The following is a 15,701-nucleotide window of genomic DNA, read 5'->3' on the forward strand; positions in this document are numbered from 1 at the left end:
CGGTGGCCGAACTATGATCGGACGGTGTCCGAATCCTCCCTCGCGGAAATGCTGCGAGCCCGTGGGCTGCGGCTGACGCCCCAGCGACAGCTCGTCCTCCAGGCGGTGCTCGATCTGGGGCACGCCAGCCCGGAGCAGGTGCACACCGCCGTCCGGGAGGTCGCCGCCGGCGTCAACATCACCACCATCTATCGCACGCTTGAGCTGCTGGAACGGCTCGGCCTGGTCACCCACACGCACCTGTCGCACGGCTCACCGACCTATCACGCCGCAGGTGAGCACCAACACGTCCACCTGGTCTGCCGGGAGTGCGGGGCGATCGACGAGATCGATCCGGGGCTGCTCCGGCCGCTCGCCGACGAGTTGGCCGCGCAGCGGGGGTTCCGGGTGGATATCGGGCACGTGTCACTCTTCGGCGTCTGCGTACGCTGCGAGAACGGGGACAACAAATGATCGACATCGCGGGTGCGGTGGCCGTCGAGAGCATCGACGAGGCGAGCCGCGACCAGCCGGATCCGGCGCACGTCGCGGCCGGGGTGCGGGGAGTGGCCGCGCACTACGGGGACCCGCTGCGCGAGCAGCGCACCCTCGACACCGAGGTCGGCCTGGTCGACCGGTCGCACCGGGGAGTCATCGCGGTGCCCGGGGAGGAGCGCGCCGGCTGGTTGCACACGATCACCTCGCAGCACCTGACGACGCTGGCCGCCGGTGAGGGCACCGAGCTGCTGGTGCTCTCCCCGCACGGCCACGTGGAGCAGCACGCGCTTGTCGCGGAGGACGGCGAGACCGCCTGGCTGGACACCGAGCCGGGTGCGACCGAGGGCCTTCTGACCTACCTGGAGAAGATGCGGTTCTTCAGCCGGGTCGACCCGCGCGACGCGACCGCCGAACGGGCGTTGCTGTCGCTGGTCGGGCCGGCGGCGACCGAGGCGCTGGCCACGCTCGGCGTGACCGGGTTGGCCGCACCGGACCTGGTCGCGGTGCCGGGTCCGAAGTTCGCCGCCGGCGCCGTGCCACCGCGGGCGAGTGTCCGGTACGACGTCAAACCGCTGCCGATCGGCGGCTGGGCGCGGCGCGGCCTGCTCGGGGTGGACCTGCTGGTGCCCCGCTCGGCGATGGACCAGGTGGTGGCGGAACTGCGCGGCGCCGGCGTGCCGGTCGCGGGGCTGTGGGCGTACGAGGCGATCCGGGTGGCCGCTCGGCAGCCCCGGGTCGGAGTGGACACCGACCACCGGACCATTCCGGCGGAGGTGGATCTGATCGGCCCGGCGGTGCATCTCGACAAGGGTTGTTACCGGGGGCAGGAGACGGTGGCCCGGGTGCACAACATGGGACGACCGCCGCGTCGCCTCGTACTGCTGCACCTGGACGGGGTGACCACCGACCAGCCGCCGGTGGCCGGTACGCCGGTGACCCTCGACGGCCGGGCGGTGGGCTTCGTCGGCAGCGCGGTGCTGCACCACGAGCTGGGGCAGGTCGCTCTCGCGGTGCTGAAGCGGAACGTCCCGGACGACGCCGCGCTGCGGATCGGGGAGACGGCGGCGGCGATCGACCCGTCCTGAGCGGGGCGTCTAGGATCGCCGGCATGACGACAGGGACGTTGATCACGGTGGCTCCGACGGGCGCGGAGTCGGCCAAGGCGGAGGTGCCGGCGCTGCCGGTGACCCTCGACGAGCTGCTGCTCACCGCGAAGGAGTGCGAGGCGCTCGGCGCCGCCGTGATCCACGTCCACATCCGCGACGACGAGGCCCGGCCGACGCTCGACCCGGTGCGGCTGGCCGACACGGTGGCGGCGCTGCGGGACAGCACCGACCTGATCGTGCAGCTCTCCTCCGGCGGCGCGGTGACCGACCCGGAGGCGGCCCGGCTCGCCGTGCTCGACGCCCGGCCGGACATGGCCTCCTGCACCATGGGCACTGTCAACTTCGGCGACGACGTCTTCCTCAACCGCTGGGAGTTCATCGTCGACCTGCACACGCGGATGCAGGAGCGCGGGATCGTGCCGGAGTACGAGATCTTCGACCTGGGCCACCTGTCCGCGTTGCAGCGGCTGCTCGGCAAGTACGGGCTGCCAGCCGGCGGGCACGTGCACGTCGACTTCGTGATGGGCGTGCCCGGCGGCATGCCGGGCACCACCGAGACCCTTGTCGCCGCCCACCGGATGCTGCGCGACCTGCCCGAGGGCACCACCTTCTCGGCCACCGGCGTCGGCCGCAGCACCCTTCCGGTGCTGTTGGCCGCGCTGTCGACCGGCGGGCACCTGCGGGTCGGCATGGAGGACACCGTGACGTACGCGAAGGGGCGTCCGGTGGAGTCCAACATGCAACTGGTCGCCCGCGCGGTGGGGTTCGCCCAGCTCGCCCAGCGCCCGCCACTGACCACCACCGAGGCCCGCGAGCTGCTCGGGCTGTAAGGCCGGGTCTGTCCCGCGCTCCTGTCACCCGGGTGGAGGACCACCTGGTCACCCGGCCGACGGGCACCCCGGGACCGTCGGTACCGTCCAGCGCGTGACGAAGACGTACGAGGGCGGCGCGCCGCTCGCCGAGGTGGTCCGGTCCGGGTTCGTGGAGGGTGCGCACCGCGGCTCGGTAGTGGTGCTGGACGCCGCCGGGGCGCCGGTGGCCGCCGCCGGGGACGTGACGTCGCCAATCTTCCCCCGCTCGGCCAGTAAGCCGATGCAGGCGATCGGGATGCTTCGGGCCGGTCTGTCGTTGACCGACCCGGCCGACCTGGCCCTGGTGTCGGCGAGCCACGCGGGTGAGGACTTCCACCTGGCCCGGGTCGGTGCGCTGCTGGAGCGCGCCGGGCTGGACGCGGAAGCGTTGCACTGCCCGCCCGACCTGCCGGCGGGCACGGCCGCCCGGGAGGCGGTGCTGCGCGCCGGTGGCGGCCCGAGCAGGGTGCAGATGAACTGCTCCGGCAAGCACAGCGGGATGCTGCTGACCTGCGAGGCCGCCGGGTGGCCGCGGGATGGCTACTGGCGGCCGGAGCATCCGTTGCAGCAGCGGCTGCGGGCGGCCATCGAGGAGTTCACCGGGGAACAGGCGGCGGCGGTGGGCGTGGACGGCTGCGGCGCCCCGGTGCTCGCCGTGTCGCTGACCGGCCTTGCCGGGGCGTTCCTCCGGCTGGTCGACGCCGAGCCCGGCTCGGTGCCCCGCGCCGTGGCCGACGCCATGCGCGCGTACCCGGAGATCGTCGGTGGCACCCAGGCCGACGACACCCGGCTCATGCGTGGGGTCCCGGGCCTGCTGGCCAAGATTGGTGCCGAGGGTGTGATCGCGGTGGCCCTGCCGGGCGTCGGCGCCGTCGCACTGAAGATCGACGACGGCGCCGACCGGGCCCGGATGCCGGTGCTGGTCTCCGCGCTGCGCCGGCTAGGTGTGGACGCCCCGGTGCTGACCGAGTACGCGGAGGTGCCGCTCTTCGGCGGCGGCGTCCCGGTCGGCGCGGTCCGCCCGCTCTGGTGACACCAGCGGCACGGGCGGCTCGCCGCCCGTGCCGCTAGTTCAGAAAGTCGAGCAGGGCGGCGTTGACCGGCTCCGGACGTTCCAGCGGCAGCAGGTGCCCGGCGTCCGGCACGTCGGGCAGCCGTACCGCGCCGGGGACCTCGGCGGCGATCCGGTCGGCGAGTCGACTGATGTCCGGCACGTCCGCGGCGCCGGCGGTGACCAGGACGGGGATCGTCAACTCGCCGAGGCGACCGATCGCCGGTGGCGTCAGCTCGCCCACCTCGACCGCGCCGAGCGCCAACTCGGCGGCGAGGGCACGCTGGTCCATCTCCTGCGCGAACGCGAGCAGTTCCGGGTCGACGTCCTCCGGCTGGCGGGCCGGGCCGACCACCCAGAACCGCACCTCGCCGGCCGCCCCGGCGACGAAGTCGTCCGGGTCGACCTCTCCGACCAGGCTGTCCCAGAGGTCGTTCGCCTCCTCGGACCACTCGTTGCCGGAGACCGCGGTGTCGAACAGCGCGAGCGCGCTCACCCGGTCCGGGTGGGCCAGCGCCGTGTCGATGGCGACCGACCCGCCGAAGGAGCAGCCGACCAGGGCGGCCCGGGGCAGGTCGAGCGCGTCCAGCAGCCCGGCCACGTCGTCGTGGTGCGTGAACGGGGTGGGGGGCAACTCCGAGTCTCCGTAGCCGCGCAGGTCCGGAACGATCACCCGGTGCCGAGTGGCGAGCGCGGGCACCTGCCCCCGCCACATCCGCCGGTCGGCGATGCCGGCGTGCAGCAGCACGACCGGCGAACCGGTGCCGGCCTCGTCGTACGCGATGCTTGCTCCGTTGACTGTGATCGTGTGCACGAACGGACCGTACGGATCGGCGTTGCGGCGCGCAAACAGGGCGCTGAGACGTTGCTAACTACGGCTAGCGTTTTGCTTGCAACAGCTAGCGCGATTGGTTAGCGTCGCTCCCATGGCCACACCCAAGGACCTTCCCGACGTCGGCGGGTTCATCCGCGATCTGCGGCGCAACGCCAAGATCTCGCTGCGACAGCTCGCCGAGCAGGCGGGGGTCAGCAACCCGTACCTGAGCCAGATCGAGCGCGGGCTGCGCAAGCCGAGCGCCGAGGTGCTTCAGCAGCTGGCGAGCGCGCTGCGGGTCTCCACCCCGGCGATGTACCTGCGCGCCGGGCTGCTCGACGACAAGGAGGGCCACGGTGTGCTGGCCGCCATCGCGGTGGACACCGACCTGACGATGGCCCAGAAGCAGTCGCTCAGCCAGATCTACGAGACGTTCCGCCGGGAGAACACCCGGCTGGCCGAGGCCCGGGCCGAGGCCGAGGGCACCGGCACGACCGGAGCGACCACTCCGACCGACGTCGCCGACCAGCCCGCCGACGTGGCCAACCTGGCCGCCACCGGCCCCACCACCGCAGGCGGCACCCCGACCGAGGCCGTGCTCGAGTCGGTCGCCGTCACCGAGGCGGGTACCGCACCCGCCCCGGGCAGCACCAGCACCCCCGAGAAGAAGGCCGCCGGTCCGGCGGCCCGCGAGGCCGCCACGGTGGCCGAAGAGGAGACCTCATGAGCGAGCCGAAGACCAACCGCATCCCCGCCCCGATCTACGCCGCCGCTGGCGCCGGTGAGTTGGCCATCGAGCAGCTGCGCAAGCTGCCGGCCGTGGTCGGCGTCCTCGGCACCCGGGTCGTCGCCGACCTCGGCGGCCGGGCCGTGCTGACCGGCTTCGAGTTGCGGCAGAAGGCCACCGAGACGCTGCGTACCGCCAACGAGACCGCCGGCACGCTGCGCGAGCTGGACCTGGCCAAGCTCCGCGAGTCGGCCGACCTGGCCAAGCTGCGCGAGGCCGCCGACCTCGACAAGCTGCGGGCAGCCGCGACCCGCAACGCCATCATGGTCTTCGCGGGCGCGCAGGCCGCCCAGGAACGGGCCTACGCGGCGTACGGCGCGCTTGTCGCCCGCGGCGAGCGGGTTGTCGGCGCCGGCGTGCTGGAGGCCGCCGAGACGGTCAACGCCGACATCGAGGCGACCGAGACAGTGACGCCCGTCACCGCCACCCCGGCCGCCCCGGTCGCGACCCCCGCCGACGTGTCGACCTCCGCCGACGTGCCGACCCCGGCCGACGTGGCCGAGATCGTCGAGGCCAAGCCGGCCGCCGCCAAGAAGGCCGCCCGTGCGCCGAAGGCCGCCAAGCCGGCCGCGACCCCGTCGGCGAAGCTTCCCGGTGCCACCAAGCGGACCCGCCCGGCGGCCGAGTAGTTCGTCAGGTCGACGACCCCGGCGGCGTCCTTGTCGGACGTAGCCGGGGTCCTCGACATAAGCTTGCCGGCATGGCCAACGCCGCGCCGATCTTCGCGTTCGAAGTCCGCTCCGTGATCGAGCTGATCCTGCTCGTCTTCGCGCTGATCGTCCAGGGCGTCGCTCTGGTGCACGCGATCACCCAGCGCTCCGACGCCTTCCCCGCCATTGGCACCCTCCCGAAGGGCGGCTGGATCGCCATCCTCGCCGTCTGCCTCGTGCTGACCCTGCTGGGCTTCGGCCCGATCAGCCTCTTCGGTCTGATCGGGATCGCCGCCGGCCTGATCTACCTCCTCGACGTTCGGGTCGGTCTGCGCGACCTGAGCGACGGTAAAGGGTTCTGGTGAGAGGTTTTCGCTGGCCACCCCCACCGGACAGTGGACCCCGCACCTGGGGTCCCGGCCCGGGTGGGCCGCGTACCGGCCGACCGGCGCTGCCGGAGCCGGAGACCGAGCTGGTCGCCACCCCGCACGGCGTACGCCTGGAACGGCTGGTCACCGGCACCGGTGATCCGGTCACCGTGTTCGCGCACGGGCTGGGCAACGGCATCGCCACCACCCGCCCGTTCGGCAGTGGCGTGACCGGCCGCAAGGTGTTCTTCCAGTTCCGCGGGCACGGCCGTTCCGACGCCCCGGACGGGTCGTGGGACTACCTGGACCTGGCCCGGGATCTGCGCGCGATCGCAGACCTCGGCGGGGCCAGCCGGGCGTTCGGCGCCAGCCTCGGCGCCGGTGCCCTCTGCCGGTTGCTCGCGGAGAGCCCGGAGCGTTTCGAGAAGCTGGTCTTCTTCCTGCCGGCGGTGCTCGACGAGCCGCGCGGGCCGGTCGCCCACGAACGGATCACGGATCTGCTGGCGGCGGTGCAGAGCGGGGAGGCCTCGGCGGTCGCCGACGTCGTCGCGCTGGAGCTGCCCGCGGCAGTGCGCAACACACCTGCCGGCTGGGCGTACCTGCGGCAGCGGCTCGACCAGCTGCTGCGCGACGGTCTGGCCGAGGGGCTGGGCACGCTTGCGGAGCAGACGTCGCTGCGCCAGATCGGCGACCTGGCGGCGGTCACCGCGCCGGCGCTTGTCATCGGTTGCGCGGGCGACGACCTGCATCCGGTCGAGGTCGCCGAGCGGCTCGCCGTCGCGCTGCCCCAGGCCACCCTGCACGTGTACGACAGGCCCGGCGTCCTCTGGACGGAACGCGCCGACCTGCGGGACCGCATCGCCGGCTTCCTGAACGAGTAACCTGCCCTGTCATGGGCGTCACACAACATGGCCGCACGCACCGGCTCGACCTCGCCGACCCGACCCTGCGCGAGTGGACGTGCACGGTCCTGCACGCCGACGCCGAGCAGGGCATCGTGCTGGACCGCTCGGCGTTCTACCCGGGCGGCGGCGGCCAACCGCCGGACCACGGAGTGCTGCTGTGGCAGGGCGTGCAGACCCGGATCGTCGGCACCCGCAAGGGCGACGACCCGTACCTGATCCCCGCCGAGGGTGACCCGCTGCCGCCGGTCGGCACCGAGGTCGTCGGCGCGCTGGAGGATGAGCGCCGCACCCGGTTGATGCGTACCCACTCGGGCCTGCACGTGCTCTGCGGTGTGGTGTTCCGCGACTTCGGCGCCCTGGTGACCGGCAACTCCATGGAACCGGGCGAGGCTCGGATGGACTTCAACCTCCCCGAGGTCCCGCCGGACTTCAAGAGCCGGATCGAGGAGCTGGTCAACGCCGAGGTGGCCGCCGACCGCTCGGTCGCCACCCGGGTGCTGCCGCGCACCGAGGCGCTGGCCCTGCCGGACATCATCCGTACCCAGTCCAACCTCATTCCGCCGGACGAGCAGGAGGTCCGGATCGTCGACATCGTCGGGCTGGACGTGCAGGCCGACGGCGGCACCCACGTCGCGTCCACCGCGCAGATCGGCAAGGTGCAGGTCGTGAAGGTGGAGAGCAAGGGCCGGGCCAACCGCCGCGTCCGCGTCCGGTTGGTGGACTAGATCGGGTGACGAATTCGGACGCCGGTTGTCAGGTATCGCTGGCAACGTCGCAGGCATGACACAACCGCTCGCAGGAAAGATCGCGCTCGTCGCCGGCGCCACCCGGGGCGCCGGTCGGCAGATCGCGATCCAGCTCGGTGCCGCTGGCGCCACCGTCTACGCCACCGGCCGCAGCAGCAGTGCCGGCCGCTCGGAGATGAACCGGCCGGAGACCATCGAGGAGACCGCCGAGGCGGTCACCGCGGCTCGCGGCACCGGCATCGCCGTTCGGGTCGACCACCTGGTGCCCGAGCAGGTCCGCGACCTGGTCGCTCGGATCGACGCCGAGCGGGGCCAGCTCGACGTGCTGGTCAACGACATCTGGGGTGGCGACCCGTTGGTCACCTGGGACAAGCCGGTCTGGGAGCAGCCGCTGGACGCCGGCTTCCGCACCCTGCGGCTGGCCATCGACACGCACATCATCACCAGCCACTTCGCCCTGCCGCTGCTGATCCGCAAGCCCGGCGGTCTGGTGGTGGAGATGGGCGACGGCACCAAGGCGTACAACGACGAGAACTACCGGCTCTCGGTCTTCTACGACCTGGCCAAGGTGTCGGTCAACCGGCTCGCCTTCAGCCAGGCCCACGAGCTGAAGCCGCACGGCTGCACGGCCGTGGCGCTCACCCCCGGCTGGATCCGTTCCGAGGCGATGCTTGAGCACTTCGGCGTGACCGAGGAGAACTGGCGCGACGGAGCCGCCACCGACCCGAACTTCCTCATCTCGGAGACCCCGGCCTTCGTCGGCCGGGCGGTGGCCGCGCTCGCCGCCGACGAGGAGAAGGCCCGCTGGAACGGCCAGTCCGTCGACGCCGGCACGCTGTCCAAGGTGTACGGCTTCACCGACCTCGACGGCAGCCAACCGGAGGGCTTCCGGTACATCACCGAGGTGGTCGACGCGGGCAAGCCGGCGGACGTCACCGGCTACCGGTAGAGCGCGCCGAGGCGGTCCGCCGCGTCGGCCAACAACTGCCGCAACTCGGGTGGATCGAGCACCTCGACCTCGGGGCCGAGCCCCAGCAGTTGGCGGTACGCCACCGGGACCGACTCGACGGGCAGCCGGGCCACCACCCAGCCCTGCCCGTCGGGCGGACCGGCGGCGGCGACCAGTTCGTCGTACACGAAGGGGGCATCGACCAGGTGCCGGAGCTGGCGCAGGCCGGCGGGGCTCAGCCGGACGGCGACCTCGGCCCGCAGCATGGTCCGCAGGAACGACCCGGCCTGCTCGCGCCAGTGCCCGGCCAGGTCGAAGCCCTCGTCGCGGTCGAACTGCTCGTCGCCCACCTCGACCCCGGTGACCCGGTCCACCCGGTAGGTGCGCACGTCGTCGCCGGCCCGGCCGACCAGATACCAGACCGCACTTTTCAGCACCAGCCCGTACGGCTGGACCCGGCGGGTCACCTCCCGGTCGCCGCGCCGGTAGCGCAGCTCCACCACCCGGTCCGCCCAGACCGCCCGGGCCAACTCGGGAAGCCAGAGCGGTGGCGAGGTCTCCCGGAACCAGCCCGGTACGTCCAGGTGGAACCGTTGCCCGGCACGGGCCGGAGCGTCGCGCAGGGCGGGCGGCAGCGCGGCGAGCACCTTCAGCTCGGCGGACGCGACCGCGTCGGCCAGCCCCATCTCACCGGCCGGCCCGGGCAGCCCGCTGAGGAAGAGCGCCTCCGCCTCGTCCCGGGTCAGCCCGGTCAGTCGGGTGCGGTAGCCGCCGAGCAGCCGGTAACCGCCGGCCCGACCCCGATCGGCGTAGACCGGCACCCCGGCGGCGGAGAGGGCCAGCACGTCCCGGTAGACGGTCCGCTCGGAGACCTCCAACTCCCGCGCCAGCTCGCTCGCGGTCATCGACCCGCGCGCCTGCAACAGCAACAGCAACGAGATCAGCCGGGACGCGCGCACCCGCCCATCCTGCCCGGTGCCGCTCACCGCCCGCCGGGCGTCAGCAACCCCCGGTCGTACGCGGTGGCCACCGCGGCAGCGCGGTCGTTGACCCCGAGCTTGGCGTACACGTGCAGCAGGTGGGTCTTGACGGTGGCCTCGCTGATGAACAGGCGGGTCGCCGCCTCCCGGTTGGAGGCACCCCGGGCCACCAGGGTGAGCACCTCCAGCTCCCGATGACTCAGCGGCTCCTCGGCGGGAGCGCGCAGCCGACCCATCAGCCGCCCGGCGACGCTCGGCGCGAGCACCGACTCACCACGGGCCGCCGCCCGGACCGCGCGCACCAGGTCTTCCCGAGGGGTGTCCTTGAGCAAATAACCGGTCGCACCGGCCTCGATCGCCGGCAGCACGTCCGCGTCCGTGTCGTAGGTGGTGAGCACCAGCACCCGGGCGGTGCTCCCGGCGCGAGCCAGCCGGCCGATGGCGGTCACCCCGTCCATCCCGGGCATCCGTAGGTCCATCAGCACCACGTCCGGCCGCAGCGTCGCGATCAGGGCCAACGCCTCCGAGCCGTCCACGGCCTCGCCGAGAACCTCGAAATCGGGGTCGCCGGTGAACATGCCCCGCAGGCCGTCCCGCACGACGGGATGGTCGTCGACGATCAGCAGTCGTATCGGGGCGGTCATCCGGCACCTCCGGGTAGCGCGGGGACGGACGCCGAGATCGCGGTGCCGCCGCCCGGCTCGGATTCGACGGCCAATTCGCCACCGACCCGGGTCACCCGCTGCCGCATGGCGGTCAGCCCGTACCCGCCGCCCGGCTCGCGGGGCGCCGGCCGGTCGGTGACGTCGAAGCCGGTCCCGTCATCCCGGACATCGAGCGTGACCACGTCCGCCATGTACGACAGGGTCAGCCCGACGCGCGACGCGTCGGCATGCCGGGCCACGTTGGACAGCGCCTCCTGGGCGGCCCGCAGCAGGGTCACCTCGACCTCCGGGTGCAGCGGGCGGGGCGTGCCGGTGGTGGCCACGTCGGCCCGTACCCCGTTCCGGGCCGACCAGCGCCCGCCCAGCTCGACGAGGGCGTCCGGCAGCCGGGCCGTCTCCAACGGTTCCGGGCGGACCGCCTGCACCGAGCGACGGGCCTCGGTGAGGCTCTCCCGGGCCAGGGCGAGCGCGTTGTCGACGTGCCGGCGCCAGTCGGCGGACCGGTCGCGGCCCTGCTCGGCCGCCTCCAGTTGGGTGATGATGCCGGTCAACCCCTGCGCCAGGGTGTCGTGGATCTCCCGCGCCATCCGTTGCCGCTCGTCCAGCACCCCGGCCTCCCGAGCCTGGGTGAGCAGTTGGGCGTGCAGCCCGGCGTTCTCCCGGACCGTCTCGGTGAGTTGGCGGTTGGCCTCGCCGAGTTCCACCACCAACCGCCGGCGCTTGGCGTCCTCCTGTTCGGCGACCATCGCGAACCAGCTCACCGAGCCGGCCACCACCAGGTTGAACAGCACCAGCACCAGCCAGAGCGGCAGGTTCGACGTCACCACCGTCAGGCCGCCGCCCTGCGACGTGGCGACGAGGGTGGCAGTGGTGACGACACCGACGATCCGCCAGTGAGTGCGTAGCACCGAAAAGGCGTGGATGTAACCGACCCAGGCGAAGAAGCCGTACCACGGACTGGCGGCCACCAGCACGGCGGCGAACGTGAGCAGCCCGGCGTAGTAGACCGCCATCAACCCGCGCCGGCTCTGCCACCCGGGGTGCAGGGTGATGAACCAGGCGACCCAGCACCCGGCCGCCGCGGCGACGGCGAGGGTCGGCATCGCCCCCAGGCTGCGGGGCGCCGGTGCGACGAGGGCCAGCAAGGTGCCCAGGGCCAGCCCGCCGAAGGGGAACACCCGATAGAGGCTCGCCTCGCGCTCACGCCAACCGGTCAGACGGTCGTGCCCACCGTTGCAGGTCATCGCATCTCCGCTCACTCCCAGCGGAACAGTTTCGCCGCGCCGGCGCCGGCCGCCACGGCGATCACCGCCATTATTCCCAGGTGCAGCGGCTGCGGCGACGTGCCGGTCCAGGCGTCGAGGAGCGCCTGCACCCCGGGCGGCGTGTAGTCACCGATCCGCGCCACGAAATCCGGAAGCAGGAACCGGGGGAGGTAGGCCCCGCCGAAGAACATGGTGACCATGAACAACGGTGCGGCCAGGGCCTGGGCCGCCTTCGTCGTCCGGGCCACGGCGGCGACCAGCAGGCCGAGCGCCAGCAGCGCCGCCGTACCGAGCAGGAACGCCACGGTGAAGCCGAGCGGGTGCCGGGGCAGCGGCACCCCGAAAGCCAGCCGGGCGACGACGATGAGCAGCAGCGCGCTGGCCAGGATCCCGGCCAGGGCCAGCACCAGTTGGGCGGCGAGCAGAGCCGCCGGGTGCGCCGGGGTGGTCGCCAGCCGGCGCAGCACGCCGCGTTCCCGGTAGGTGGCCAACACGGCGGGCAGGGTGTTCACCCCGACCATGACCAGGGTGACCACCAGCAGCGACGGTGCGAAGTAGCTGACGAAGGTCTGCCCGTCGAATTTCGGATCCGGCTCGCGGAGCGCGGGGATCAACCCGAGCACCGTCAGGATCAGGGTGGGCACGCCGACGGTGGAGAGCAGCGTCGGCCGGTCCCGCAGGTAGAGCCGCGCCTCGATCCTCAGGATCTGGCGAAAGGCGTGCATGGTGGCTCCCTTCTCAGTTGGTGGACCGGTGCCCGGTCAGCTCCACGAAGGCATCGTCGAGGGTGGACTGCTCCAACCGCAGGTCCGCGACGACGATCTGGTGACGGGCCAGCACCGAGGTGACCGCGTGCAGCAACTCGCCGGTGCCGGTCACCACCACCTGGCTCCCGGTACGGTGCACGTCGGTGACCTCGGGCAGGTCGGTGAGGAACCGGTCGTCGACCGGAGCCGACGGCCGGAACCGGATCCGCTGCTCCGGCGCCACCGTCGACACCAGGCCCGCCGGGCTGTCCAGCGCGACGACCCGGCCCCGGTCGATCACCGCGACCCGGTCGCAGAGCCGCTCGGCCTCCTCCATGAAGTGGGTGACCAGCACGATCGTCACCCCGCTGTCGCGGACCTGTTCGATGAGGCCCCAGGTGTCCCGGCGGGCCTGCGGGTCCAGCCCGGTGGTCAGCTCGTCGAGGATGGCGATCTCCGGATTGCCCACCAGGGCCAGCGCGATGGAGAGGCGCTGCTTCTGACCACCGGAGAGCTTCTTGTACGCGGTGTTCCGCTTCTCGCCGAGACCCAGCTTGTCGATCAACGCGGCCGGGTCGGCCGGGTTGCGGTAGAAAGAGGCGTACAACTCCAGTGCCTCGGCCACCCGCAGCCGGTCCGGCAGTTGACTCTCCTGGAGTTGCACCCCGACCCGCTGGCGTAGCTGGGTGGCGTCCCGGCGAGGGTCGAGCCCGAGGACCGACACCTCGCCCCCGTCCGGGACACGCAACCCGGCGACACATTCGACGGTGGTGGTCTTGCCGGCGCCGTTCGGGCCGAGCACGCCGAAGATCTCCCCGGGTTCCACCGCGAACGACACGTCCTCCACGGCCACCAGATCGCCGTACCGCTTCCTCAGGTGGGTCACCTCGATGACCGACATCGTGCCGCCTTCCGCCGCTGGCCTCGTACCCCTCAAGGGTCGTCGGGGTGACCCGGCGGCGAATCGACCGGTCGGCGATGATCGCCGGTGTCCCCGGTTGATCGCCTCCGTCCGTCAACCGGTTGATGCGTGCGGTGCGGGTCGCTGCTAGCGCGCTGCCCGGCGGATTCGATCACCGCTCGCTAGGCTGCTCGATCGTGGACGTCAGCAGAGTCGCCAGCCCGGTCACCGGGGTCGTCGGACGCTTCTTCGCCGGAGCGGGGCTGCTCCTGCGCGGGCTGGGTCTCTACGTCCGCAGCCCGGGGCTGATGCTGCTCGGCGTCGTCCCGGCGCTGATCTCCGGCGCGCTGTTCCTGGCCGCGCTCGCCACCCTGGTGTACTTCGTGGACGACCTCGCCGCGCTCGTCACCCCGTTCGCCGACGACTGGTCGACCACGTCCCGCAGCCTGGTCCGGGTGATCGCCGGGCTGGCCTTCCTGGGCGTTGGCGGCCTGCTCGGCGTGCTCACCTTCACCGCGGTGACCCTGGTCATCGGCGACCCGTTCTACGAGAAGATCTCCGAGCGGGTCGAGCAGCGGTACGGCGGCACGCCCGGCGCGGTGGACGTACCGTTCTGGTCGTCGCTGCGGCGCAGCCTCGCCGACTCGGTACGGCTGGTGGCGCTCACGGTGCTGGTGGGGATTCCGCTGTTCATCGCCGGCTTCATCCCGGTGGTCGGTCAGACGGTCGTCCCGGTCATCGGGGCGGCGGTGGGCGGGTGGTTCCTCGCCGTGGAGCTGGTCGGCGCGCCGTTCTACCGGCGCGGAATGCGGCTGCCGCAGCGCCGGACGATCCTGAAGGCCGACCGGGCCACCTCGCTCGGCTTCGGGGTGGCGGTCTTCCTCTGCTTCCTCATCCCACTCGGCGCGGTGCTGATCATGCCGGCGGCGGTCGCCGGTGCCACCCTGCTGGCCCGCCGCTCGATGGGCCAGTCGATCGAGAAGGACTGACATGGAGATCACCCTGGTCGAGGGGGACATCACCACCCAGCGGGCGGACGCCATCGTGAACGCCGCGAACTCGTCCCTGCTCGGGGGCGGAGGGGTCGACGGTGCGATCCACCGGCGCGGTGGGCCGGCCATCCTGGCCGAGTGCCGGGCGCTGCGGGCGTCCCACTACGGCAAGGGCCTGCCCACCGGTCAGGCGGTGGCGACGACCGCCGGAGAGCTACCGGCTCGCTGGGTGATCCACACCGTCGGTCCCGTCTGGTCGGCGAGCGAGGACCGGTCGGCGCTGCTGCGCGACTGTTACGCCAACAGCCTGCGGGTGGCCGACGAGTTGGCCGCGTCCACTGTGGCGTTCCCGCTGATTTCCGCTGGCATCTACGGGTGGCCGATCGACGACGCGGTCCGGCAGGCACTGTCGGTGCTGCGCTCGGCCACGCCGGTCGCCGTCACCGAGGCACGCCTGGTGCTCTTCGGCGCCGACACCCACGCGACAGTCCGCCAGGTCTTCGACGCCGCCTGACGTCGGCGCGCCACCGCCTCGATCACGCCGTCCTGGTCAGGTCAGGTCGGCCAGGCAGGTCCACTGGGATGCCACCGGCCGGTAGCCCAGTCGGGCGTTGATCGCCAGCATCGAGGCGTTGGTCTCGTCGTTCGAGGTGTACGCGATCCGTACGCCGTTGGCGGCGGCCCGGTGCAGCGCCGCCGTCTTGGCCAGCCGGGCCAGCCCACGCCCCCGGTACGCGGGGATGCTGCCCGTGTAGTCCGACCACATCCGGTCCCCGTCCCGCTTCACGAGGCTGAAGGCGACCACTTCACCGTCGACCTCGGCGGCGGTGCTGGCCGTCTTGTCCAGCCCGAGGTTGTCCCACACGTCGTACTGCCAGCTCTCGTAGCTGATCGCGTCGACCGGCACGTCGCCCGGTTCGTCCGCTGCCGAGGCCACATTCGCCACGTACAGCAGGTGGGGGTCCAGGTCGGCGATCGGGCGCAGCCGTACGCCCGGGGGCGGCTCGGGCAGTGCTGGCGCCGGATTCAGGTCGAGTGCCGAGTAGCGCACCTCTCGGCTCGGCTCGTAGCCGTGTCGGCGGGCGAACGGCAGCGCCTCCGGCTGTGCCATGGCACGCACCCGGCGGATTCCCAAGGGGCGAAGGTGGTCGGTCGCGGCGGTCAGCAGGGCCGTCCCGACGCCGCGCCCCCGGTGCTCCGGGTGGACGTGCAGCAGGTTGATGCCGCCGACGCTCGCCACCGATGTCGAGGTGATCCGTTCGGCGGACACCCAGCCGACGACCCGCGCGTCGACCTCGGCCACGAAGGCGGCCCAGTCCTCCCCGGGCGGCGGCTCGGCGATCATCTTCCGGGTCGACTCGACACCGCGCACCAGGTACGGAACGACCGTCGCCCGCAGGGCCACCACGGCCGGGGCGTCGTCCGGCGTTGCCACCCGAATCCGCATG

General features: G+C 72.6%; 19 protein-coding genes. 12 read left to right on the top strand and 7 right to left on the bottom strand.

What is annotated here, in order from left to right; all coding sequences use genetic code 11:
• The first annotated feature begins 24 nt into the window (after window positions 1–24).
• From AB0O48_RS07340 to AB0O48_RS07355, 4 genes are all read left to right on the top strand, one after another.
• The gene (locus AB0O48_RS07340; protein ID WP_357253782.1) at window positions 25–453 is read left to right on the top strand and encodes a Fur family transcriptional regulator; all 429 of its coding nucleotides are present in this window, start codon (window positions 25–27) and stop codon (window positions 451–453) included.
• Window positions 450–1,562 carry a folate-binding protein gene (locus AB0O48_RS07345; RefSeq protein WP_357253784.1) on the top strand — a complete coding sequence of 371 codons (1,113 nt, stop codon included), beginning with the start codon at window positions 450–452 and terminating at the stop codon, window positions 1,560–1,562. Before AB0O48_RS07340 ends, AB0O48_RS07345 begins: the two co-directional genes overlap by 4 nt.
• A gap of 23 nt (window positions 1,563–1,585) precedes the next feature.
• A complete protein-coding gene (locus AB0O48_RS07350) occupies window positions 1,586–2,413 on the top strand; it encodes a 3-keto-5-aminohexanoate cleavage protein (RefSeq protein WP_357412851.1) in 828 nt (275 codons plus the stop codon).
• Window positions 2,414–2,507: 94 nt separating this feature from the next.
• Window positions 2,508–3,467 (top strand): asparaginase, encoded by a 960-nt coding sequence (locus AB0O48_RS07355; RefSeq protein ID WP_365063801.1) that lies wholly within the window; start codon window positions 2,508–2,510, stop codon window positions 3,465–3,467.
• A 34-nt stretch (window positions 3,468–3,501) separates the two neighbouring features.
• Here the strand turns inward: AB0O48_RS07355 and AB0O48_RS07360 are convergent, their stop codons facing one another.
• Window positions 3,502–4,299, bottom strand: a complete 798-nt coding sequence (locus AB0O48_RS07360) for an alpha/beta hydrolase (RefSeq protein WP_357253788.1) — start codon at window positions 4,297–4,299, stop codon at window positions 3,502–3,504.
• Window positions 4,300–4,411: 112 nt separating this feature from the next.
• On the opposite strand from AB0O48_RS07360, the gene AB0O48_RS07365 reads away from it, so the two are divergent.
• From AB0O48_RS07365 to AB0O48_RS07390, 6 genes are all read left to right on the top strand, one after another.
• A complete protein-coding gene (locus tag AB0O48_RS07365; RefSeq protein WP_365063805.1) occupies window positions 4,412–5,026 on the top strand; it encodes a helix-turn-helix transcriptional regulator in 615 nt (204 codons plus the stop codon).
• On the top strand, window positions 5,023–5,715 hold the full coding sequence (locus AB0O48_RS07370; RefSeq protein WP_357253790.1) for a hypothetical protein: 693 nt from the start codon (window positions 5,023–5,025) through the stop codon (window positions 5,713–5,715). The genes AB0O48_RS07365 and AB0O48_RS07370 overlap by 4 nt, the downstream gene beginning before the upstream one ends.
• Window positions 5,716–5,786: 71 nt before the next feature.
• Window positions 5,787–6,101 carry a DUF2516 family protein gene (locus AB0O48_RS07375; RefSeq protein ID WP_357253792.1) on the top strand — a complete coding sequence of 105 codons (315 nt, stop codon included), beginning with the start codon at window positions 5,787–5,789 and terminating at the stop codon, window positions 6,099–6,101.
• A complete protein-coding gene (locus tag AB0O48_RS07380; RefSeq protein ID WP_357253794.1) occupies window positions 6,098–6,985 on the top strand; it encodes an alpha/beta hydrolase in 888 nt (295 codons plus the stop codon). The genes AB0O48_RS07375 and AB0O48_RS07380 overlap by 4 nt, the downstream gene beginning before the upstream one ends.
• A gap of 11 nt (window positions 6,986–6,996) precedes the next feature.
• Window positions 6,997–7,734 (top strand): alanyl-tRNA editing protein, encoded by a 738-nt coding sequence (locus tag AB0O48_RS07385; RefSeq protein ID WP_238644360.1) that lies wholly within the window; start codon window positions 6,997–6,999, stop codon window positions 7,732–7,734.
• A 55-nt stretch (window positions 7,735–7,789) separates the two neighbouring features.
• The gene (locus AB0O48_RS07390; RefSeq protein ID WP_365063811.1) at window positions 7,790–8,704 is read left to right on the top strand and encodes an SDR family oxidoreductase; all 915 of its coding nucleotides are present in this window, start codon (window positions 7,790–7,792) and stop codon (window positions 8,702–8,704) included.
• Here the strand turns inward: AB0O48_RS07390 and AB0O48_RS07395 are convergent.
• The 5 genes from AB0O48_RS07395 to AB0O48_RS07415 are packed head-to-tail and all read right to left on the bottom strand — an operon-like array spanning window position 8,695 to window position 13,261.
• Window positions 8,695–9,663 (bottom strand): YafY family protein, encoded by a 969-nt coding sequence (locus AB0O48_RS07395; RefSeq protein ID WP_365063813.1) that lies wholly within the window; start codon window positions 9,661–9,663, stop codon window positions 8,695–8,697. The genes AB0O48_RS07390 and AB0O48_RS07395 overlap by 10 nt on opposite strands.
• A 23-nt stretch (window positions 9,664–9,686) precedes the next feature.
• On the bottom strand, window positions 9,687–10,328 hold the full coding sequence (locus AB0O48_RS07400; protein WP_357570847.1) for a response regulator transcription factor: 642 nt from the start codon (window positions 10,326–10,328) through the stop codon (window positions 9,687–9,689).
• Window positions 10,325–11,593, bottom strand: a complete 1,269-nt coding sequence (locus AB0O48_RS07405; protein WP_357570848.1) for a sensor histidine kinase — start codon at window positions 11,591–11,593, stop codon at window positions 10,325–10,327. Before AB0O48_RS07405 ends, AB0O48_RS07400 begins: the two co-directional genes overlap by 4 nt.
• 11 nt (window positions 11,594–11,604) lie before the next feature.
• Window positions 11,605–12,339 carry an ABC transporter permease gene (locus tag AB0O48_RS07410; RefSeq protein ID WP_357570849.1) on the bottom strand — a complete coding sequence of 245 codons (735 nt, stop codon included), beginning with the start codon at window positions 12,337–12,339 and terminating at the stop codon, window positions 11,605–11,607.
• Between the two features lie 13 nt (window positions 12,340–12,352).
• Complete coding sequence (locus AB0O48_RS07415) at window positions 12,353–13,261, bottom strand: ABC transporter ATP-binding protein (protein WP_357570850.1); 909 nt, start codon at window positions 13,259–13,261, stop codon at window positions 12,353–12,355.
• A 197-nt stretch (window positions 13,262–13,458) separates the two neighbouring features.
• Between AB0O48_RS07415 and AB0O48_RS07420 the strand changes: the two genes are divergently transcribed.
• Together AB0O48_RS07420 and AB0O48_RS07425 are read left to right on the top strand one after the other, a co-directional pair.
• The gene (locus AB0O48_RS07420; protein ID WP_357253810.1) at window positions 13,459–14,250 is read left to right on the top strand and encodes an EI24 domain-containing protein; all 792 of its coding nucleotides are present in this window, start codon (window positions 13,459–13,461) and stop codon (window positions 14,248–14,250) included.
• A gap of 1 nt (window position 14,251) precedes the next feature.
• A complete protein-coding gene (locus tag AB0O48_RS07425; RefSeq protein WP_365063820.1) occupies window positions 14,252–14,767 on the top strand; it encodes an O-acetyl-ADP-ribose deacetylase in 516 nt (171 codons plus the stop codon).
• 36 nt (window positions 14,768–14,803) lie between these two features.
• Here the strand turns inward: AB0O48_RS07425 and AB0O48_RS07430 are convergent, their stop codons facing one another.
• Window positions 14,804–15,700, bottom strand: a complete 897-nt coding sequence (locus tag AB0O48_RS07430; RefSeq protein WP_365063823.1) for a GNAT family N-acetyltransferase — start codon at window positions 15,698–15,700, stop codon at window positions 14,804–14,806.
• Window position 15,701 lies beyond the last annotated feature (1 nt).

Source organism: Micromonospora sp. NPDC085948 (assembly GCF_040686315.1).
GTDB lineage: Bacteria > Actinomycetota > Actinomycetes > Mycobacteriales > Micromonosporaceae > Micromonospora.